Raw genomic sequence first — 18,027 nt, 5'->3', positions numbered from 1 at the left:
CTTCCCGAAGAGGAGGGTCGCGATCCCGGACCCCGTGGTCCCGTCGCGAGAATCCCGCCGGCACCGCCCCGCGTCGCCGGCACCAAGGAAAACAAGAACAGGAGAACCCCCATGAAGTCGAACGCGTCCGTCCTCAACAAGCGCACCCTGGCCCTGGCTGCGCTGGCCTCGCTCGCGGTCTCGTCGGCGGCCTTCGCCCAGGACGCGGACACCGCGGCCGGCAAGCGCTTCTCGGTCGTCGGTGGCGCCACGCTGCTGCAGCCGACCAACCACGGCGACAACAACGGCATCGAGGTCGACGGCGGCCCGGCGCCGACCGCGTCGGTGTCGTACAACTTCACCGACAACATCAGCGCCGAACTGTGGGGCGCGCTCGATTCGTTCGATCACCGCGTCAAGCAGGACGGCGGCAAGATCGGCACCGTCGAGCAGCAGCCGATCGCGCTGAGTGGCCAGTACCACTTCGGCGACGTCGACAACACCTTCCGTCCGTTCGTCGGCCTGGGTTACCACCAGTCCAACATCAGCAACGAGGACCTGGGCGGTGGCGGCGACCACGTCAGCCTGACCACGCCCAAGGGCGCGATCGGCACCGTGGGCGTGGACATGAACATCAATTCCACCTGGTTCGCCCGTGCCGATGCGCGCTACCTGCGTAGCCGCGCGGACGTCAAGCAGGCCGGCGAGACCGTGCAGAGCGACCTCAAGCTCGACCCGTGGACCGTCGGCTTCGGCATCGGCGCACGCTTCTGATCCTCTCTCTCCCAGAGACGTGCCCAGCGGCCCCGCCTTGTGCGGGGCCGTTTTTTTGATCCCCTCGCAGAGACGGAAGCAGGAACTCCACTTCGAATGGGCAGCAGCCTGCCGGCCGGAAGCCGCTCTCCCCTCGGTCAGGACCGCTTTGCGGTCCGGCCACGCGAAGCACGCGTGGCGTTCGCATGGATGCGCGGCGATGCCGCGCAGGCCATCCAGGCTCACCCTGTCCTGACTCGGGCGCGCGCCATCCATGGCGCGCTGAACGCGGCCACCGACCGTCAGTCCGCTGCTGCGGACGTAGCCAACCCGGCTTCGGATCGCCGCAAATACGCTGGAAGAAGTCGCGCGCCCTCTACCTCGTGGTCTAACCCGCTTTTGGGTCCGCTGTCGCATCCGTGTCCAGCGCCTGCCGGGGGCCGTGACCACCAAGCGGATATCGGGCCGCGACTGGGCGCGGTACCCGGCAGGCGCCCACGCTGGATCGTCAGGCGACGTCGCTACGCCCGGCACCGGCCGGCGCGACGCGGCCTCCGACGCCGAACACCGCGATGAAACGCTCGGGAGGTTGCGTGCAGCGCCGCGCCGGCGTGCGCGAGACGGTCGAACGCCGCAATCCTCAGAGCCAGCGGCCCAGGCGCCGCTGCAGCAATACCGCGTAGGCCGCGTGGTAGCCGAGCACCAGCCCGGCGACCGCGAATAGCCCGGCCGGCTCGCCGAGCGGCCCCCACGCCGCCAGCGTCTCCAAGTCGCCCCGCCAGCGCTCCCACGCCTGCCAGATGCCGGCGAACACCCGCGCCACGACGACCAGCGTCAGCGCCAGCACCAGCCAGCGGTTGGGCGTGTACCAGATCGCCCCGGGACGATGCTCGACCCGGGTCAGCGCCCAGCCCAGGCCGCCGGTCGCCAGGCCGGCGAGCAGCCCGAGCGCCGCGTACGCGAACGCATGCGCCACGAAGAGGTTGGTGATCCCCATCGCGCCGAGGAACACCACCGCCGAGGCCGGCAGCAGCCAGGCGTTGAGCCGGGTCAGCCAGCGCGGCGGGCGGCGGCGCGAGGTGCCGACGCGGTAGCGGTTCCACAGCGCCAGCGGCCACAGCAGCAGCATCGCTGCGAACAGCGCCAGGGCGAAGACGATCAACAGCACGATGGGCATGGCCGCAAGTGTGCGGCATCGCGCGTGCGCGCGCCGTTCGCGGGCCGGCCCGGCACGTGGCCCGGCTGTGCGCCTAGGGCGGTGGCGTCGTGTCGGGCTGGCGCACCGGCGGATCGGCGACCACGCGTTCGCGCCGGAACATGTACAGCCCGCTGGCGACGATGATCGCCGCCCCCAGCCACGTCGGCGCGTCGGGCAGCACGCCCCAGACCGTCAGGTCGAGCACGATCACCCAGACCAGCGCGGTGTATTCCAGCGGCGCGACCTGGCTGGCCTCGCCGAGGCGGAAGGCGTGGGTCATCGCCACCTGGCCGAGCGCGCCCGCGCTGCCGATCAGCGCCAGCACGCCCAGGTGTTCGGGCTGCAGCGGCCGCCAGTCGCGCCAGGCCAGCGCGCCGGCGAAGATCGCCATCAGCACCAGGAACCAGAACACCAGCGATTCGGGGCTGTCGCGCTGCGCCAGCATCCGCACGGTGATCGAGGCCACTGCGTAGCACAGTGCGCCGAGCACCACCGCCAGCCCGGCCAGCGTGGCGACGCCCTCGCCTGTCGGGCGCAGCACCACCAGCACGCCGACGATGCCCAGCCCGATCGCGGTCCAGCGCCGCGGGCCGACGCGCTCGCCCAGCAACGGCACCGCCAGCGCGGTCACCAGCAGCGGCGAGACGAACACGATCGCGTACGCGGTCGACAGCGGCATGCGCGCCAGCCCGTAGACGAAGCCCGCGATCATGCCCACGCCGAGTACCCCGCGCAGCAGGTGCAGCGGCCAGTGCACCCGCCACAGCGTGCCGGCGCGGCCGCGCAGCACGATCCACGCCGCGATCAGCGGCAGCGTGGTCAGGCTGCGGAAGGTGGCGACCTGGAAGGCCGAGTAGTCCTCGGCGATCCACTTCATGCCCGCGTCCATGCCCGCGAACGCGAGCACCGCCAGCAGCATCCACAGCACGGCGGCGCGGGCGTCGGTGGGCGGAGCGGAGCGGGACATGGCGGGCGGCCGTGGGACGGGCCGCGCATCCTCGCACGGAAGCGCGCGCCGGGCATCCGGCGCGCACGCAGGTTCACTGCCGCAGCGAATCGATGTCGATGACGAAGCGGTAGCGCACGTCGCCCTTGAGCATGCGCGCGTAGGCGGTCTCGATGTCGGCGATGCCGATCCGCTCGATGTCGGAGACGATGCCGTGCTCGGCGCAGAAGTCGAGCATCTCCTGGGTCTGCCGGATGCCGCCGATCAGCGAGCCGGTCAGCCGCCGGCGCTGCATGATCAGCGCACCCGCGGCGACCGGTGCGGGCACCTCGGGGATGCCGAGCAGGATCATCGTGCCGTCCACGCGCAGCAGCGACAGGTAGGCGTTGTAGTCGTGCTCGGCCGAGACGCTGTCGACGATGAAGTCGAACGACCTAGCCAACGCCTTGAACGTGGCCTTGTCGCGCGTGGCGGCGAACGCGTGCGCGCCCAGCGCCATTGCGTCGGCGCGCTTGGACTCCGAACTGCTGAGCACGGTCACCCGCGCACCCATCGCCACCGCGAACTTCACCGCCATGTGGCCCAGCCCGCCCAGGCCGACGACCGCGACCTCGTGGCCGGCCTCGACGCCGAAGTGGCGCAGCGGCGAGTAGGTGGTGATGCCGGCGCACAGCAGCGGGGCGGCGGCATCGAGCGGCAGCGCGTCGGGGATGCGCAGCACATAGGCCGCGTCGACCGTGATCCGGGTCGAATAGCCGCCGTAGGTCGGCCCGCTGCCGTCGCGTGCCATCGCGTTGTAGGTGCCGGTCATGCCGTCCTCGCAGAACTGCTCCTCGCCGGCGCGGCACTGCGGGCAGCTGCGGCACGAGTCGACGAAGCAGCCGACACCGACCGCGTCGCCGACCGCGAACGCGGTCACCCCGCTGCCGACCTGCGCGACGCGACCGACGATCTCGTGGCCGGGCACCATCGGGAAGATCGATCCGCCCCACTCGTCGCGGACCTGGTGCAGGTCGGAATGGCAGACGCCGCAGTAGAGGATGTCGATCAGTACCTCGGACGGGCCGGGCGGGCGACGCTGGATCGTGGTCGGCGCGAGCGGCGCGGCGGCGTCCGCAGCGGCGTAGGCGGGGGTGTCGAGCATGGGGGCTCCGGGCACATCGGGGGGGAGCCGGCCATTGTGAGGCCCGCCCCGACGGCTGCGCGCGCGGACGGCGCGATGCAACGTTCCACGCCGGCTGCGTTACCCTGCGGGCCGTTTCCCATGCTGCCAGGTGTGCCATGCCCTCCTTCGACGTCGTCTCCGAAGTCGACACCCACGAACTGACCAACGCCGTCGACCAGGCCAACCGCGAGCTGACCACGCGCTTCGACTTCAAGGGCGTGGACGCGTCGTTCGAGCGCGAGGACGCGGTGATCACCCAGTCGGCCCCGAGCGAGTTCCAGCTCCAGCAGATGACCGAGATCCTGCGCCAGCGCCTGGCGGCGCGGAAGATCGACGTGCGCTGCCTGGAGTTCGGCGACATCGACACCAACCTCGCCGGCGCCCGGCAGAAGGTCACCGTCAAGCAGGGCATCGAGCGCGATCTGGCCAAGAAGATCCAGGCCGCGCTCAAGACCGCCAAGCTCAAGGTCGACAGCCAGATCAACGGCGACAAGCTGCGCGTGACCGGCAAGAAGCGCGACGACCTGCAGGCGGCGATCGCGCTGCTGCGCGGCACCGAGTTCGAGCTGCCGCTGCAGTTCGACAACTTCCGCGACTGAGCGCCGCGCCCGGCGCTAGAAGTAGCGCAGCCAGGCCCAGTCGCGACGCCGGGCCTTGAGCGCGGCGAACCAGCGCACCGCCGGGTGCAGCGCGATCGCCAGCGCCGCGGCGACCGGCAGCAGCCAGGCCGGATCGCCGAATCCGAAGAACGCCCCCTGGTTGGGCCCCCACGCGGCGAGCGCGCCCAGGTACAGCAGCTTCAGCACGTACAGGTGCAGCAGGTAGAAGAACATCGGCGCCGCGCCGTAGGTCGCCAGCGGCGCCAGCCGCCGGGCCAGCGCCGGACGCTCGAGCAGGCGCAGCAGCAACAGGCCCACGCCCAGCGTCAGGCACAGGAACAGCAGCGACGGCGGGTACTTGGTCACGTTGACCAGGCCCATCGCGGTGCGCAGCGCGTCCTCGCCGACGCGCCAGGGCGCGTCGCCGTAGCCGTTGACCAGCCGCAGCACGGCGAACGACGCCAGCGCGCCCACGCCCCAGCCCATCAGCAGGCGCCGGCGACGCCCGGCATCGGCGTCCGGGGCGAACCACGGACCGGCCGCGTACCCGAGTGCGATCACGCCGATCCACGGCAGCACCGGGTACGAGGTGCGCAGCCGCAGGCCGTCGAACGGCTCGAGCCAGGCGCGCTGGTGCAGCACCGCCCACACGCCGGACCAGGCGCCGTCGGCGCGCACGCCGTCGAGCAGGTTGTGCCCGGCGACGAGCGCCAGGCCGAGCGCGACGAGCGCCGGGCGCGGCAGCCACAGCAGCGCCGAGAGCGCCAGCATCGACAGCCCGATCGCCCAGATCACCTGCAGGTAGATCGTCTGCGGCGGGAACTCGAACGTCCAGGCGAAATTGACCAGCGTCGCTTCCAGCACGACCAGAAACAGCCCACGCTTGAACAGGAACGCCGCGGTCGCCGCGCGCGGGTCCGGCTGGCGCTGGCCGTAGAGCCAGGCCGACAGCCCGGTCAGGAACACGAACACCGGCGCGCACAGGTGCGCGAGCAGACGGAAGCCGAACAGCAGCGGCGACACGCGGTCGACGTCGACCGGATCGGCGAGCTGCATGTGCAGGAAGAACGTCTCGCGCACGTGGTCGAGCAGCATCAGCAGCATCACCAGGCCGCGCAGCAGATCGATCTGGACCAGGCGCGGGCGCGGCGGCATGGCGGGGACGTACATGGGCGATCGCAGGCACCGAACAGGTGATTTTATAACATATCGATCGGAACACGCCCGCCTGGTCTAGACTGCGCGCCCGTCCGCGCCGCCCCTCCCGTGACCGCCCTGCCCACCGACGATCCGCTGACCGCCACCCGCCGCTGGATCGAGCGCGCGGTGATCGGCCTGAATCTGTGCCCGTTCGCCAAGGCCGTCTACGTCAAGGACCAGGTGCGGCTGGTGCTGTGCGAGGCGACCACGCCCGAGGCCCTGCTCGAACGTCTGGGCGAGGAACTGGTCCACCTGCGCGACACGCCGGCGCAGGCCACCGACACCACGCTGCTGGTGCACCCGCACGTGCTGCACGACTTCCTCGATTACAACGACTTTCTCGACGCCGCCGACGCGCTGGTCGAATCGCTCGACCTCGACGGCGTGCTGCAGGTCGCCAGCTTCCATCCCGACTACCGCTTCGCCGGCACCGCCGACGACGACGTCGCCAACTGCACCAACCGTTCGCCCCATCCCACGCTGCATCTGCTGCGCGAGGACAGCGTGAGCCGTGCGGTGGCGATCTATCCCGATCCCGACGCGATCGTCGAGCGCAACATCGCGACCCTCGAGCAGTTGGGCCCCGAGGGCTGGGCGCGCCTCCTGCAGCCGCCATCCGACACGTAGACGCGCGCTTGCGCGCGGCGATCGGGCGTCGGCGGGACATCCCCTTCGCGCGTCCACGAAAAGGGGATGCAAGCACAAGCGCCGCGCCTACACCCGGCGTGGCCTAGTCGCGGTCGTCGATCGTCATCCCCTGCCCGCGCCCGATCACCCGGCCGATGCCGCTCGCATCAATCTCGCCGGCCGCGGACGCGAGCGCCTCGACATCGCAACCGGGCATCAGGCCGATGCGGAAGTGCAGTTCGCCGCCGGGCGTGCGCGAGGAATGGATCGAGGCGAGGTTGACGCCGTGGCGTTCGAACACGTGCAGCAATGCGCGCAGCGAACCGGGCCGGTCCAGCGGCAGGTGGACGCTGACGTAGCGCTCGCCGGCGAGGTCGGCCAGCAGGTAGCCCACGCGCTCGAAGGTGTAGTTGCCCTGTGCCAGCACGTCGTGCCCGATGTCTTCGCGGCCGGCCTGCAGCAATCCGCGGAACTCGGCCCGTGCGGCCTCGTCGCCGCGCGCGACCAGCGCGTGCAGCCGCGCGGTATGCGCCGCGAGCCCGGCGAGCACGCCGGCCACGTGCGGGTTGTCGAACTGGATGTCCTCGTAGATCGCCGGGTTCATCGACAGGATCCGCGCGATCATCGCGGTATCGAGCTCGAACGAGGCCGAGCGGAACGGCATCAGCGACGACAGCGGCCCGAGCGCGTCGGCGTGGTCCCGCAGCACGCCGGCCTGGGCCAGATGCCCGGCGTGCACCAGCGCCTGTACCAACGCCATGATCCGGTCGTGGCGCTCGGCCTCGACGTGCACGACCTGGCCCTCGAGCGCGGCGAGCAGGCGCGCCAGCCACGGCCGCCAGCGCGCCAGCCGCGCCTCGCAGACCACGAGCACCCGGCCCCGGAGCGTGGGCGACTTGGGCGGCGCGGTCATCGGGTGCAGGCCGACGACCTCGGCCTGCGAGCGCAGCATCGCCGCCACCGGGGCCTGCTTGAGCGAGGTGACGTCCAGCCACAGCCGGCCGCGCTCGCGCCCCGCCGAACGCGCGGTCCAGTCCTCGACCACCGCCGCGGTCGCGCGGATCGGCGCCGAGAACACCAGCACGTCCGCGCGCGCGAGCAGCGTCTCGGCTGCGTCGCTGGCCGGGTCGGCCGGATCGTGGCCGAGCACCTCCAGACCCATCCGGGATTCGAAGAAGCCGCGCAGCCAGCGGCCGTAGGCGCCGGCGCTGCCGACGATGCCGACGACCGGCGACTCGGGAAGCGGCGCGTCGGGCGGGAGCTGGGGATCTGTCATGCGGCCATTCTCGCCGCTCGGGGCAACGCACGCGCGCAGGCACTTCCCCTTTAAATAAATACATGCTTATATGTATACACTTCCCGACGCCCGCCATCCCGATGCCGCACGCCCATTCCCACGGCCACGACGACCACGCGCACGGACACGGACACGACCATGCGCACGCGCCGTCGGTCTCGGCCGCGAACGAGCGCGCCGTGCTCACCGGTTTCGCGCTGACCGCCAGCTTCATGGCCGTCGAGCTGGTCGGCGGCGTGCTGTCGGGCTCGCTGGCGCTGATCGCCGACGCCGGCCACATGCTCACCGACGCCGCCGCGCTGCTGCTGGCCTGGCTGGGCTTCCGCATCGGCCGGCGGGCGTCCGACGCACGGCGCACGTTCGGCTACATGCGCATAGAGGTGCTGGCCGGGCTGATCAACGCGATCACGCTGTTCGCGCTGGTGCTGTGGATCGCCTGGGAGGCGGTGCAGCGCCTGCGTCAGCCCGGCGAGGTGCTCGCAGGGCCCATGCTCGCGGTCGCGGTCGTCGGCCTGCTGGTCAACTGCCTGGTGTTCTGGATCCTGCACCGCGGCGACCAGTCGCATGTCAACATCAAGGGCGCGACGCTGCACGTGCTCGGCGACCTGCTCGGCTCGGTCGCGGCGATCGTCGCCGCGCTGGTGATCCACTTAACCGGCTGGATGCCGATCGACCCGATCCTCTCGGTGCTGGTCTGCCTGCTGATCCTGCGCAGCGCCTGGTCGCTGCTGCGCGGCGCACTCGACATCCTGATGGAGGCCACGCCGCCGGACATCGACATCGCGGCGCTGCGCGCGCACCTGCGCGAACGCGTGCCGGGCGTGGCCGGCGTCGACCACGTGCACGTGTGGTCGATCACCTCGGGCAAGGTGCTGGCGACGCTCGAACTCGCACTCGACGACGGCGCGCCGGCGGCCCGCGTGGTGCCGGCGGTCAAGCGGGCCCTGGCCGAACGGTTCTCGATCGGCCACACGACCGTCGAGGTCGTGCACGCGCCGCACGATGCCTGCGCGCTGGAACGCGAGGGCCGCGCGCCGCATCGCGATGCGAACGCGCACGCACACGCGCATTCCGCGGAACACGACCCGGCCTCACCGGTGCACGGAGGCCGAGGGTGAGCGCGGCCGGCACCTTGTTGGCCACCGGGCACGATCCCGGCCATATCGAGATCCTCGCCGGCACGTTCCGGCTGCTCGGCGATCCGACCCGCCTGCGCGTGCTGCTGACCTGCCTCGACGGTCCGGTGCCGGTCGGCGAGATCGCCCGTCGCACCGGCGCCTCGCAACCGCTGGTCAGCCACCACCTGCGTCTGCTGCGCGGCGCCCGGCTGGTGCGCGGCGAGCGTCGCCAGCGCCAGGTGTTCTACGCGACCGCCGATGCGCACATCCGCGACATGCTGCTGGACATGCTCGCGCACGCCGACGAACCGCAGGACGACGACGATGCCCATCGCTGACGGCCTAGCGCCGACGCGCGCGAGGGCGTGCGCTGGGTCGACGACGGCGCCGTCGTCACGTCGGCCGGCATCGCCCATGAGCCTGCACCTGGTCGCGCGGCTCGCCGGTCGCGATCTGGCGGTGCGCACGGCGCGGCAGATGGACGTGACCTGGCACGAGGCGCCGTGAGGCCGCCACGCGCCGCCGCAGGCCGCGGCGGCTAGCGCGCGCCCTCGATCAGCGCGCGCACCCGGTCGAGCGAATCGACGATGCGATGGCCGAGCGCACGCACCGCCTCGTCCGGTGCGAGCAGGTCCGGCACCTGGATCGTCGTCATGCCGGCCGCGAGCGCGGCGCGCACGCCGGTCGGCGAGTCCTCCAGCGCCAGGCAGCGCGCCGGCGCCACGCCCAGCCGCGCCGCCGCGAGCAGGTAGACGTCGGGCGCGGGCTTGGGATGGGCGACGTCGCTGCTGGTGCACACCGCGTCGAACCGTTCGAGCAGCCCGGCTGCGGCCAGCTTGCGCTGCGCCAGCGGCGCGCGCGTGGACGTCGCCACCGCGCGCGGGATGCCGTGTGCGGCCAGCAGGTCGAGCAGCGCGACGATGCCCGGCCGGTGCGCGATGCCCGCTTCGGCCCGCTCGACGTACAGCGCATGACTGCGACCAAACAGCGCATCCGCGGCGGCCGCGCCAATGCGCTCGCCCAGCATTGCGCGGCACGTCGGGCCGCTGTGGCCGATCATTCCCAGCCAGTAATCGGGCTCGATGTCCTGCGCCTGCTCGGCCGCCGCGCGGCGCATGCAATCGAGGATTTCGCGCTCGCTTTCCAGCATCAAACCGTCCATGTCGAACACCACCGCGGCCGGCAGCGCCGCCAGCGGCGGCACCTGCGCAGAGAGTTCCCGGGCAGTGGAAACGTGGGGTTCGGACACGTCTTCGATTCTACCCGGCACCCCGCGCCGATGCCCGTTCAGCGTACCCGGGCGTACGGGTAATGCCGCACGCATTCCGCAATAATCGCCGTCCGCACCACTTCCCCGGTCCACGCGTCGATGAAGGATTCTTTCAGCTACGAACAACTGATCGCCTCCGGCGAGGGGCGGCTGTTCGCGCCGGGCAGCGGCCGCCTGCCGCTGCCGCCGATGCTGATGTTCGACCGCATCACCCACATCGACGACGACGGCGGCCCGCACGGGCTGGGGCAGATCCACGCCGAGCTCGACGTGCGTCCGGACCTGTGGTTCTTCCAGTGCCATTTCCAGGGCGACCCGGTGATGCCCGGGTGCCTGGGCCTGGATGCGATGTGGCAGCTGGTCGGCTTCCACCTGACGTGGCAGCAACTGCCCGGCCGTGGCCGCGCCCTCGGCGTGGGCGAGGTCAAGTTCACCGGCGAAGTCGGCCCCGACGCCAAGCTGGTGCGCTACGAGATCGACATCAAGCGGGTGATCAAGCGCCGCCTGATCCTGGGCATCGGCGATGCGCGCATGCTCGTCGACGGCCGCGAGATCTACACAGCCAACGACCTGCGCGTGGGCCTGTTCACGCGCGACGAGGCCGCATGAGCCTGAATCCGACCGCGCGCCGCGTCGTCGTCACCGGCGCGGGCATCGTCTCGTGCATCGGCAACGACCTCGACACCGTCGCCGCGTCGCTGCGCGAGGGCCGCTCGGGCATCGCGTTCGACGCCGGCCATGCCGACAAGGGCCTGCGCAGCCAGGTCTCGGGCATGCCCGACGTCGACCTCGACGCGCTGATCGACCGCAAGCTGCGCCGCTTCATGGGCGACGCTGCGGGCTACGCGTACCTGGCGCTGCGCGACGCGATCGCGCAGTCAGGCCTCGCCGACGACGCGATCTCCGGCCCGCGCACCGGCCTGATCATGGGCTCGGGCGGCGGCTCGCCGGAGAACCTGATCGGCTCGGCCGACGTGCTGCGCGACAAGGGCGTGCGCCGGATCGGTCCGTACCAGGTCACGCGCACGATGAACTCGACGGTCTCCGCCTGCCTGGCCACCGCGTTCGGCATCAAGGGCCTCAACTACTCGATCTCCTCGGCGTGCGCGACGTCGGCGCACTGCATCGGCGTGGCCGCGCAGCAGATCCAGGCCGGCCTGCAGGACGTGGTGTTCGCCGGCGGCGGCGAGGAGGCGCACTGGGGGATGGCGATGCTGTTCGACGGCATGGGCGCGCTGTCGAACCGCTACAACGACACGCCGGCGCGCGCCTCGCGGCCGTACGACGCCGACCGCGACGGCTTCGTGATCGCCGGCGGCGGCGGCGCGCTGGTGCTCGAGAGCCTGGCGCACGCGCAGGCGCGCGGCGCGACGATCCTCGGCGAACTGGTCGGCTTCGGCGCCAGCTCCGACGGCGTCGACATGGTGGCGCCCTCGGGCGACGGCGCGATCGCCTGCATGCGCATGGCGATCGACGGCCTCGACGGCGGCATCGACTACGTCAACACCCACGGCACCTCGACGCCGGTGGGCGATGTGAGCGAGCTGCGCGCGATGCGCACGGTGTTCGGCGACGCGATGCCGCCGTTCTCGTCCACCAAGTCGCTGACCGGCCATTCGCTCGGCGCAACCAGCGTGCACGAGGCGATCTTCTGCCTGCTGATGCTCGAACGCGGCTTCATCGCCGGCTCGATCAACGTCGACACGCTCGATCCCGAGGCCGAAGGCCTGCCGCTGGTGCGCGAGAGCCGCCCCGCGCAACTGCGTACCGTGCTGTCGAACAGCTTCGGTTTCGGCGGCACCAACGCCAGCCTCGCGCTGCGCCGCTGGGACGCCTGACCGCAGGCATCCGCAGGCGCGCCCCCGGGCGCGCCTACGTCGCGAACACCCGCTGCAGGTCGTTCGCGTCGAGTGCGCGCCACTGCCCCTCGGGCAGCCCGTCCAGCGCCAGGCCGCCGACGCGGCTGCGATGCAGCGCGGCGACATGGTTGCCGACGGCCGCGAACATGCGCCGCACCTGGTGGTAGCGCCCCTCGACGATCGTCAGCCGCGCATGCGTGGGATCGACCACCTCCAGCGTCGCCGGCAGCAGCGGCGTGGTCTCGGACTCGAGCAGCAGCGTGCCGCTGGCGAACAGCGCGGCCTCGTCGCCGCGCAGAGGCTGCGCCAGCGTCGCCTCGTAGACCTTGGGCAGCGCCGCCTTCGGCGAGATGATCCGGTGCAGCAGCTGGCCGTCGTCGGTTAACAGCAGCAGGCCGCTGGTGTCGCGGTCCAGGCGCCCGACCGTCGACAGCGCCGGCGCGCGCAGCCGGAAGCGCGGCGGCAGCAGGTCGTAGACCAGCCGGCCGGTGTCCTTGGTCGAGCAGGTGTGGCCGGTCGGTTTGTGCAGCAGCAGCGTCAGGCCCTGCGGCGGGTCGAGCGGTTCGCCGTCGACACGGATCGCCGCGTGCGCGACCCGGTCGTCGGCGTACAGCACCTCGCCGTCGGCATCGGTGATGCGGCCCTCGCGGAACATCCACGCCACCTGCTTGCGGCTGCCGTAGCCGAGGTTGGCAAGCAGCTTGACCAGCTTCATCGCGCCTGCCCCGCGTGCACGATCTTGAAGCCGCCCTGCGCGGCGACCTCGCGCACCTGGCCGAAGCGCGCGGCAAGCACGTCCTCGTAGGGCAGGTGCCGGTTGGCGACCAGCCACAGGCTGCCGCCGAGCGCGAGCGCATCGGCCGCCGCAGCGATGAAGGCACGCCCCAGCTCGGGCCGCTCCTCGCGCCCGTGGGCGTGGAACGGCGGGTTGCTGACGATGAAGTCGTAGCGCCGCGGCAGGCCCGCGGTCACATCGCGCCACTGGAAGTCCAGCGCCACGTCGTCGCGCAGCCCCGCCAGGTTGCGCCGGGCCAGCGCCAGCGCGCGGCCTTCGGCCTCGATCATGTCGAGTGCGCGCACGCCCGGGCAGCGCTGCAGCACCTCGGCCGACAGGAACCCGTAGCCCGCGCCCAGGTCCGCGCCGTGCCCGGCCAGCGTCGCGGGCAGGTACTCGGCCAGCAGCGCCGACGCCGGATCGATCCGGTCCCAGGCGAACACGCCGGGGCGGCTGACGAAGCGCCCGCCGAGGATCGGGCGCGACGCGTCGAGCGCGGCCCAGCGCGCGCGCAACGCGTCGTCGCCGCGCGCGTCGCGCTGCGCCCAGAACACCCGGCACTTGTGCTTGGACAGTGCCCCGACGTTGCCGGCCAGCGCGGCGAGGTCGGCCTGCGCCGACTTCGCGCCCTCGTCGTTCGCGACGCTCGCCACGACCCAACCGCCAGGCGCCACTGCATCGAGCGCGCGTGCCAGCAGCGCCCGCGCCTCGTCGCGCTGGCGCGGCGGCAGGGCCAGCACCAGCGGCCGTTCGGGCAGCGGCGGCTCCTGGTCGCCGGCGTCCGCCGGCGGCAGCGTCTCGAGGCCGGCGCGCTGCAGCGCCGCGTGCAGCGGCGCCGACGTTTGCTCGCACAGCAGGCCGGGCCACCGCCCGCCAGTCGTCGCCACGCCCGGCCGCGCGCGCAGGAACAGCGCACCGGCCGACGGCCACGACAGCAGCCGCTGCTCGAACGGGAGGAACAGCGCATCGAGCGCGGGATCGGCCATCGCACAGGGTCCAGGGAAACAGCCGGGGATTCTACCGGGCCCGGCGCAGGGACCCGGCCGGCGGAGGGCGTGACCTGCCGGCCGCAGCCGCCGCACGCGCCCCAGGCGGTGTCGCGCCCCGATCCGGCACGGACGCGCCGGGTCGCGACGCGTCAACGCCGTGTTGATCCATCGCGAACATCCGCGCCGGCACGATGGCCGGGCCTTCCCAACCCAGAGGAGACCGCGATGCCCATCCGTGCACTGTTCGTCGGCGGCGTCATCGACAACAACGAACTCGACCTCGACGGCACGGAACCGCCGAAGCACTACCCGCCCGAGACCGGCAGCGGCCAGTCGCGCTACCGCCTGCACCTGGTCGGCCGCAACGACGGCGCCGTCGCGTACGCCGTCTACGGCGCGCCCGACCTGCCGGGCGAGGAGGTGCTGCGGGTCAGCACGGAACGCGAGTACGCCCGCCGCTTCGAGGCGGACGAGGACGTCGTCGAATGACCTTCCGGCCGGGCATCGTCCGCGCGCTGCCCGGTCCTCTCATCCCTGCGATTCGCGCAGCGTCGCCACGACGCCCGCCATCCGCCGCCACGGAATCGCGGCGATGGCCAGGCATGCCGCCGCGCAGCCTGTCCATGCCAGCGCATTGCCGGAGAACGCCTCCGTGAGCGGACGCCATCCCGGGCCGTAACGCCACGCGCTGGTCACGAGCACTGATGCCGAGGCCACCGCTAGCAAGCCGACCATGACCCCATCGAGGTGACGATCGTGACGACGGGCCGGCACCTGCCCTTGCAGTGCGCGCACCGTACCGCGGACGAAATCCGGCGGTGGCGCTGCGACCGGCAGCGTACGCAGCGCCTGCGCGAGCATCCGGTCGGCGCGCGTGTCGCCGCATCGCAGCGCGTGCTCCTGCGCCTGCCATTGCGCGTCCGTAGGGTGGATCGGTCCAGCGTTCATGCGACGAAGACTCCCAGCGATGGTGCCAGCAACGCCCGCAGTTGCCGGCGACTCCGGTAGAGATGGCTCTTGATCGTGCCCTCGGCGAGCCCGGTGATGCCGGCGATCTCGCCGATCGGCAGTTCCTCCAGATGGTAGAGCGTCAACAACGTCCGCTGCAGCGGCGGCAGCCGGTCCATCGCCGCGTGCAGGCATGCGACCGCCTCCTGGTCGGAAACTTCCCGCTCGAGGTCGGTCGCGTCCGCGATCGTGTCGACGAGGGAACCGCCCTCCTCCGGCAACTCCGCCAGCGGGATCCGCCTGCGCTCGAGATGGCGCCGGGCGACCGAGTACGCGACCTGCGCGATCCATGACTTGAGCGCGCTGTCGCCCCGGTACTGGTGCAGGGCCTGGTGGACCCGCAGGAAGGTGTCCTGGCACAGTTCGCGCGTGTCGTCGGGATGGCGCACCATCCGGTCGATCACATGCCAGCACAGGCCCTGGTAGGCGACCACGAGACGCTCGAATGCGCCCGGCGCTCCGGCGAGCACCGCTTCGACCAGGGCGCGGTCGGCGCGCAGGGCGGCATCGGCGTCGGGCTCGGGTGCGGGCATCGCGGACAGGGATACGTCGGGCGCGCCGTCGGTTGCAAGCCGATGGCGCGCAGGATCGTCGACCCGCCTGCAACCGGATGCCCGTTCGCCGCATCTCCATTGCCGACCCCGCTTCGACAACGGACCGCACCATGGAACCCGGCATCCTGATCCCGATCACCTTCTTCGTCTGCGTCTACCTCGCCGTCAAGGCCGTCGTCGATGCACGCACCCGGCGGCAGATGGCCGCCAGCCACGGTTCGGACGAGCTGTTGCGTTCGATCCTGGAGGGCGAGGAACGCAGCCGCCGCCAGGCCTCGCTGCGCTGGGGCGCGATACTCGTCGCCCTGGCGCTGGGCTTCGCCGGCCTGGAACTCCTCGGCTGGACCGAGCCGCGCCCCGGCGCCTTCGCGCTGCTGCTGGGCGCGACCGGCCTGGGGAATCTCGCCGCCTACGCACTGACGCGCCGCGCAGGCTGAGCGTCCAAGGTCCCCGACCCGACGCATCCCATGCGCCGTTGTCGTGCCGCACGTGCGGCGACGCCAGCCCTTTCGAGATCCGACATGCCTCCGATCCTGTTCCTTGCGGACGCGCGCCACCACAACGTGGCCCGCCGTCTGCTCGCGATCTGCGCGCTGCTCGCGGCCGGTGCCGCGCAGGCCGCGTCGCCGCCTGCCACCGCCTGCGCGCTCGCGGCGGCGCCTCCATCCGATACCGCCCTGGTCGACGTCCCGTTCGACATCGTCGACGGCCGCATCTACGTCGCGGCCCGGGTCGACGACGCCGGGCCGTTCCGCTTCGCCGTAGACACCGGCGCCAGCGGCATCGCGCGCGCCGATACGCGGCTGGTCAGGGCTCTGGACCTGCCGCGTAACGGCGTCGCTGCCAACTCCGACGGCGTGCACGTCGCGCAGGCGGACACCACCCGCCTGCGCACGCTCGCACTGGGCGAGCTGCGCCACGACGACGTGGACGTGCTCGCCCGCGACTACAACGCGCAGCAGTCCTCGGACGCGGCATTCGACGGCATCCTCGCGCGCGGGTTCTTCGCGGACGGACTGCTGGAGATCGACTATCCGAAGCAGCGTCTCCGCTTCCGACGCGATGCCGGACTGTCCGCGTCGCAGCCCGATACGCTCGGCTACACGCGCGCATTCCGGATTCCGGTCCACATCGGCACGGTCGAAACGCAGGCCCAGCTCGACACCGGCGCCAATGTCGCCTTCGTGCTGCCGGCCGCGCTCTACGCGCAGGTCTCCGACGCACCCGTCGCGGATGCACCGTTGACGCTGACGCAGGGCAAGGTCGACGGCGGCCGCGCACGCGTCGACGTCCCGTTCCGGATCGGCGGCCTGACGCTCCCCAGCCTGGAAGTCCGGGTGTCGTCGCGTTATCCCGAAGCGGTCGTCGGTGCGCACGCGCTGCGCGATGCGGTCGTGCTGATCGACCAGCGCAGCCGCCGGGTCGCGATCTGCCCTGCACAACGCGGGGAGGAGGTCATCCGCCCCCCTTGTTGGGCCGAAACACCGACGATCCTTGAGGACGCGCAACAGGGCGGGCGTGCCGATCCCAATGCGCAATCGTCACCGCTGCGATGCCTCACGAAAGCATCGGCCAAGTGCATACGTCAGGTGGGCACCCAATCCGACCAGCCTCGGTGAGGTGCGCCAGCGCCCTCCGCCAAGCCGCTGGATACCAGGCGATCAGTCCATCGCGCCGCTGTCAGCATAGGGACCGATCCACGCCGGCGGCACCGGCTCCTGCCTGCCGTCGACGCGGATGCCGCGCTCGCGCGCCCATCGATATCCCCACATGGGGCCGTAAGCGGTGGAGAACGCCGGCGGAGTCGCATACGCCGGATCGGCCTGCGCCTCGGCCAATGCGACGAAGCGGTACTCCATCTCCTGGAAGACAGCGAGCAAGCGATCCATCGTCGCGGCGTTGAGCCTGTTGACGTGCAGCAACATGATTGCGGGCACGTCTCGCCCCACCACACGGCGATTCAGATCGGCGTAGTAGGCAATTTGTGCAGGGCTATGGGCGATGTACGCGTCCTCAATCCGGCGCTGCAGCGCCCCGTCCCCCGCCGCGAGCGAACGTCCGTAGGCGCGATCAAACAGATAGTCGGAAGTGTCGATCGTCGAGGCCGCCAATGTGTAGCCGCGTTCGGCCAGCAAGCCTCGATCGCCACGCGCTTCGCGTTGGTCTCGCCAACGTGGTTCATCGGGAAACGGAAGAAACGCAACTCGCGACCGGCGGCCGCAGCCATTCGAGCGATCGTGGCTTCGCCCTGCTCGATCTCGCGTCGCACACCGTCGAGGTCGAGTGTGTTGACGTCGGCATGAGAGAACCCATGATTGCCCAACTCGTGCGGTGAGCGGCTCCAGCCGGCAAGCAGTTCCTCCGACACCGGACTGAGCCGCTGAACGGATCGCTCGGTGACGAATCCGATCGCCGGCACTGCGCGTCGCTGCAACGCGGCCAGGATCGCAGTATTGGCTTCGCGCGCGGCCTCCGGGTCGTTGGCCACATCGCCTTCAGCAGCGAACGGAAGGTCGTCGAAAGTCACCGCGACGGTCCGGCCCGAGGCACCGGCAGCGGGACATGATGCGATGCCAGCCAGAAACGCCATCATGACCAGCGCGCAGGTCATGCCTTGCGGACGCAGCGTCATCTGTTAGGCCTCATTTGCGCAAGACGTCGGACAACGCGCCATTTGCATCGTATCGTGC

General features: G+C 71.5%; 22 protein-coding genes. 10 read left to right on the top strand and 12 right to left on the bottom strand.

Annotated elements, in window-relative coordinates; translation table 11 throughout:
* The first annotated feature begins 111 nt into the window (after nucleotides 1-111).
* On the top strand, nucleotides 112-753 hold the full coding sequence (locus tag WQ56_RS13810) for an OmpW family outer membrane protein (RefSeq protein ID WP_047137706.1): 642 nt from the start codon (nucleotides 112-114) through the stop codon (nucleotides 751-753).
* 619 nt (nucleotides 754-1,372) lie between these two features.
* On the opposite strand, the gene WQ56_RS13805 is transcribed toward WQ56_RS13810, so the two are convergent.
* The 3 genes from WQ56_RS13805 to WQ56_RS13795 form a co-directional block, all read right to left on the bottom strand.
* On the bottom strand, nucleotides 1,373-1,909 hold the full coding sequence (locus WQ56_RS13805; protein ID WP_047137705.1) for a hypothetical protein: 537 nt from the start codon (nucleotides 1,907-1,909) through the stop codon (nucleotides 1,373-1,375).
* A gap of 73 nt (nucleotides 1,910-1,982) precedes the next feature.
* The gene (locus tag WQ56_RS13800; protein WP_047137704.1) at nucleotides 1,983-2,897 is read right to left on the bottom strand and encodes a DMT family transporter; all 915 of its coding nucleotides are present in this window, start codon (nucleotides 2,895-2,897) and stop codon (nucleotides 1,983-1,985) included.
* 73 nt (nucleotides 2,898-2,970) lie between these two features.
* Nucleotides 2,971-4,020 (bottom strand): NAD(P)-dependent alcohol dehydrogenase, encoded by a 1,050-nt coding sequence (locus WQ56_RS13795; protein WP_047137703.1) that lies wholly within the window; start codon nucleotides 4,018-4,020, stop codon nucleotides 2,971-2,973.
* Nucleotides 4,021-4,157: 137 nt separating this feature from the next.
* Between WQ56_RS13795 and WQ56_RS13790 the strand changes: the two genes are divergently transcribed.
* Nucleotides 4,158-4,640, top strand: coding sequence for a YajQ family cyclic di-GMP-binding protein (locus WQ56_RS13790; RefSeq protein ID WP_047137702.1), 483 nt, complete (start codon nucleotides 4,158-4,160; stop codon nucleotides 4,638-4,640).
* A 15-nt stretch (nucleotides 4,641-4,655) separates the two neighbouring features.
* On the opposite strand, the gene WQ56_RS13785 is transcribed toward WQ56_RS13790, so the two are convergent.
* Nucleotides 4,656-5,795, bottom strand: a complete 1,140-nt coding sequence (locus tag WQ56_RS13785; RefSeq protein ID WP_047137737.1) for a heparan-alpha-glucosaminide N-acetyltransferase domain-containing protein — start codon at nucleotides 5,793-5,795, stop codon at nucleotides 4,656-4,658.
* Between the two features lie 111 nt (nucleotides 5,796-5,906).
* Here WQ56_RS13785 and WQ56_RS13780 point away from each other — a divergent pair, with 111 nt between their 5' ends.
* Nucleotides 5,907-6,467, top strand: a complete 561-nt coding sequence (locus tag WQ56_RS13780; protein WP_047137701.1) for a DUF1415 domain-containing protein — start codon at nucleotides 5,907-5,909, stop codon at nucleotides 6,465-6,467.
* Nucleotides 6,468-6,570: 103 nt separating this feature from the next.
* On the opposite strand, the gene WQ56_RS13775 is transcribed toward WQ56_RS13780, so the two are convergent.
* Nucleotides 6,571-7,743 (bottom strand): prephenate dehydrogenase, encoded by a 1,173-nt coding sequence (locus tag WQ56_RS13775; RefSeq protein WP_047137700.1) that lies wholly within the window; start codon nucleotides 7,741-7,743, stop codon nucleotides 6,571-6,573.
* Between the two features lie 101 nt (nucleotides 7,744-7,844).
* Between WQ56_RS13775 and WQ56_RS13770 the strand changes: the two genes are divergently transcribed.
* Nucleotides 7,845-8,882, top strand: coding sequence for a cation diffusion facilitator family transporter (locus tag WQ56_RS13770; protein ID WP_047137699.1), 1,038 nt, complete (start codon nucleotides 7,845-7,847; stop codon nucleotides 8,880-8,882).
* A complete protein-coding gene (locus tag WQ56_RS13765) occupies nucleotides 8,879-9,220 on the top strand; it encodes a metalloregulator ArsR/SmtB family transcription factor (protein WP_231583424.1) in 342 nt (113 codons plus the stop codon). The genes WQ56_RS13770 and WQ56_RS13765 overlap by 4 nt, the downstream gene beginning before the upstream one ends.
* Nucleotides 9,221-9,420: 200 nt before the next feature.
* Here WQ56_RS13765 and WQ56_RS13760 read toward each other — a convergent pair whose 3' ends face one another.
* A complete protein-coding gene (locus WQ56_RS13760) occupies nucleotides 9,421-10,086 on the bottom strand; it encodes an HAD family phosphatase (RefSeq protein WP_255350617.1) in 666 nt (221 codons plus the stop codon).
* 165 nt (nucleotides 10,087-10,251) lie between these two features.
* Here WQ56_RS13760 and fabA point away from each other — a divergent pair, with 165 nt between their 5' ends.
* Nucleotides 10,252-10,761, top strand: coding sequence for a 3-hydroxyacyl-[acyl-carrier-protein] dehydratase FabA (gene fabA, locus WQ56_RS13755; RefSeq protein WP_047137698.1), 510 nt, complete (start codon nucleotides 10,252-10,254; stop codon nucleotides 10,759-10,761).
* The gene (gene fabB / locus WQ56_RS13750) at nucleotides 10,758-11,990 is read left to right on the top strand and encodes a beta-ketoacyl-ACP synthase I (RefSeq protein ID WP_047137697.1); all 1,233 of its coding nucleotides are present in this window, start codon (nucleotides 10,758-10,760) and stop codon (nucleotides 11,988-11,990) included. The genes fabA and fabB overlap by 4 nt, the downstream gene beginning before the upstream one ends.
* A gap of 34 nt (nucleotides 11,991-12,024) precedes the next feature.
* Here fabB and WQ56_RS13745 read toward each other — a convergent pair whose 3' ends face one another.
* Nucleotides 12,025-12,726 carry a pseudouridine synthase gene (locus WQ56_RS13745; protein ID WP_047137696.1) on the bottom strand — a complete coding sequence of 234 codons (702 nt, stop codon included), beginning with the start codon at nucleotides 12,724-12,726 and terminating at the stop codon, nucleotides 12,025-12,027.
* Nucleotides 12,723-13,772, bottom strand: coding sequence for a methyltransferase (locus tag WQ56_RS13740; protein ID WP_047137695.1), 1,050 nt, complete (start codon nucleotides 13,770-13,772; stop codon nucleotides 12,723-12,725). Before WQ56_RS13740 ends, WQ56_RS13745 begins: the two co-directional genes overlap by 4 nt.
* A 234-nt stretch (nucleotides 13,773-14,006) precedes the next feature.
* Here WQ56_RS13740 and WQ56_RS13735 point away from each other — a divergent pair, with 234 nt between their 5' ends.
* On the top strand, nucleotides 14,007-14,264 hold the full coding sequence (locus WQ56_RS13735) for a hypothetical protein (protein ID WP_047137734.1): 258 nt from the start codon (nucleotides 14,007-14,009) through the stop codon (nucleotides 14,262-14,264).
* A gap of 39 nt (nucleotides 14,265-14,303) precedes the next feature.
* On the opposite strand, the gene WQ56_RS13730 is transcribed toward WQ56_RS13735, so the two are convergent.
* Nucleotides 14,304-14,723, bottom strand: coding sequence for a hypothetical protein (locus WQ56_RS13730; RefSeq protein ID WP_047137694.1), 420 nt, complete (start codon nucleotides 14,721-14,723; stop codon nucleotides 14,304-14,306).
* Nucleotides 14,720-15,316, bottom strand: a complete 597-nt coding sequence (locus WQ56_RS13725) for a sigma-70 family RNA polymerase sigma factor (protein ID WP_047137693.1) — start codon at nucleotides 15,314-15,316, stop codon at nucleotides 14,720-14,722. The genes WQ56_RS13730 and WQ56_RS13725 overlap by 4 nt, the downstream gene beginning before the upstream one ends.
* A 131-nt stretch (nucleotides 15,317-15,447) precedes the next feature.
* On the opposite strand from WQ56_RS13725, the gene WQ56_RS13720 reads away from it, so the two are divergent.
* Together WQ56_RS13720 and WQ56_RS13715 are read left to right on the top strand one after the other, a co-directional pair.
* Complete coding sequence (locus WQ56_RS13720; protein ID WP_047137692.1) at nucleotides 15,448-15,774, top strand: hypothetical protein; 327 nt, start codon at nucleotides 15,448-15,450, stop codon at nucleotides 15,772-15,774.
* 84 nt (nucleotides 15,775-15,858) lie between these two features.
* Nucleotides 15,859-16,956, top strand: a complete 1,098-nt coding sequence (locus tag WQ56_RS13715) for a retropepsin-like aspartic protease (protein WP_082132418.1) — start codon at nucleotides 15,859-15,861, stop codon at nucleotides 16,954-16,956.
* Between the two features lie 42 nt (nucleotides 16,957-16,998).
* Here the strand turns inward: WQ56_RS13715 and WQ56_RS18180 are convergent, their stop codons facing one another.
* Both WQ56_RS18180 and WQ56_RS18175 read right to left on the bottom strand, forming a co-directional pair.
* On the bottom strand, nucleotides 16,999-17,262 hold the full coding sequence (locus WQ56_RS18180) for a hypothetical protein (RefSeq protein WP_082132417.1): 264 nt from the start codon (nucleotides 17,260-17,262) through the stop codon (nucleotides 16,999-17,001).
* A 35-nt stretch (nucleotides 17,263-17,297) separates the two neighbouring features.
* Complete coding sequence (locus WQ56_RS18175) at nucleotides 17,298-17,969, bottom strand: polysaccharide deacetylase family protein (protein WP_082132416.1); 672 nt, start codon at nucleotides 17,967-17,969, stop codon at nucleotides 17,298-17,300.
* Nucleotides 17,970-18,027: the final 58 nt, after the last annotated feature.

It is taken from the genome of Luteimonas sp. FCS-9, assembly GCF_001014645.1.
Lineage (GTDB): Bacteria > Pseudomonadota > Gammaproteobacteria > Xanthomonadales > Xanthomonadaceae > Luteimonas.
The sequence above is the reverse complement of the archived record's forward strand: the minus strand, read 5'-3'. Positions and strand labels throughout refer to the sequence as shown.

Bases quoted from the DNA above. Each gene is read 5' to 3' on its own strand.
- WQ56_RS13810 (WP_047137706.1), top strand. From the start codon at position 112: ATGAAGTCGAACGCGTCCGTCCTCAACAAGCGCACCCTGGCCCTGGCT.
- WQ56_RS13805 (WP_047137705.1), bottom strand. From the start codon at position 1,909: ATGCCCATCGTGCTGTTGATCGTCTTCGCCCTGGCGCTGTTCGCAGCG.
- WQ56_RS13800 (WP_047137704.1), bottom strand. From the start codon at position 2,897: ATGTCCCGCTCCGCTCCGCCCACCGACGCCCGCGCCGCCGTGCTGTGG.
- WQ56_RS13795 (WP_047137703.1), bottom strand. From the start codon at position 4,020: ATGCTCGACACCCCCGCCTACGCCGCTGCGGACGCCGCCGCGCCGCTC.
- WQ56_RS13790 (WP_047137702.1), top strand. From the start codon at position 4,158: ATGCCCTCCTTCGACGTCGTCTCCGAAGTCGACACCCACGAACTGACC.
- WQ56_RS13785 (WP_047137737.1), bottom strand. From the start codon at position 5,795: ATGCCGCCGCGCCCGCGCCTGGTCCAGATCGATCTGCTGCGCGGCCTG.
- WQ56_RS13775 (WP_047137700.1), bottom strand. From the start codon at position 7,743: ATGACAGATCCCCAGCTCCCGCCCGACGCGCCGCTTCCCGAGTCGCCG.
- WQ56_RS13770 (WP_047137699.1), top strand. From the start codon at position 7,845: ATGCCGCACGCCCATTCCCACGGCCACGACGACCACGCGCACGGACAC.
- fabA (WP_047137698.1), top strand. From the start codon at position 10,252: ATGAAGGATTCTTTCAGCTACGAACAACTGATCGCCTCCGGCGAGGGG.
- fabB (WP_047137697.1), top strand. From the start codon at position 10,758: ATGAGCCTGAATCCGACCGCGCGCCGCGTCGTCGTCACCGGCGCGGGC.
- WQ56_RS13745 (WP_047137696.1), bottom strand. From the start codon at position 12,726: ATGAAGCTGGTCAAGCTGCTTGCCAACCTCGGCTACGGCAGCCGCAAG.
- WQ56_RS13740 (WP_047137695.1), bottom strand. From the start codon at position 13,772: ATGGCCGATCCCGCGCTCGATGCGCTGTTCCTCCCGTTCGAGCAGCGG.
- WQ56_RS13730 (WP_047137694.1), bottom strand. From the start codon at position 14,723: ATGAACGCTGGACCGATCCACCCTACGGACGCGCAATGGCAGGCGCAG.
- WQ56_RS13725 (WP_047137693.1), bottom strand. From the start codon at position 15,316: ATGCCCGCACCCGAGCCCGACGCCGATGCCGCCCTGCGCGCCGACCGC.
- WQ56_RS13720 (WP_047137692.1), top strand. From the start codon at position 15,448: ATGGAACCCGGCATCCTGATCCCGATCACCTTCTTCGTCTGCGTCTAC.
- WQ56_RS13715 (WP_082132418.1), top strand. From the start codon at position 15,859: ATGCCTCCGATCCTGTTCCTTGCGGACGCGCGCCACCACAACGTGGCC.
- WQ56_RS18180 (WP_082132417.1), bottom strand. From the start codon at position 17,262: ATGTTGCTGCACGTCAACAGGCTCAACGCCGCGACGATGGATCGCTTG.
- WQ56_RS18175 (WP_082132416.1), bottom strand. From the start codon at position 17,969: ATGACGCTGCGTCCGCAAGGCATGACCTGCGCGCTGGTCATGATGGCG.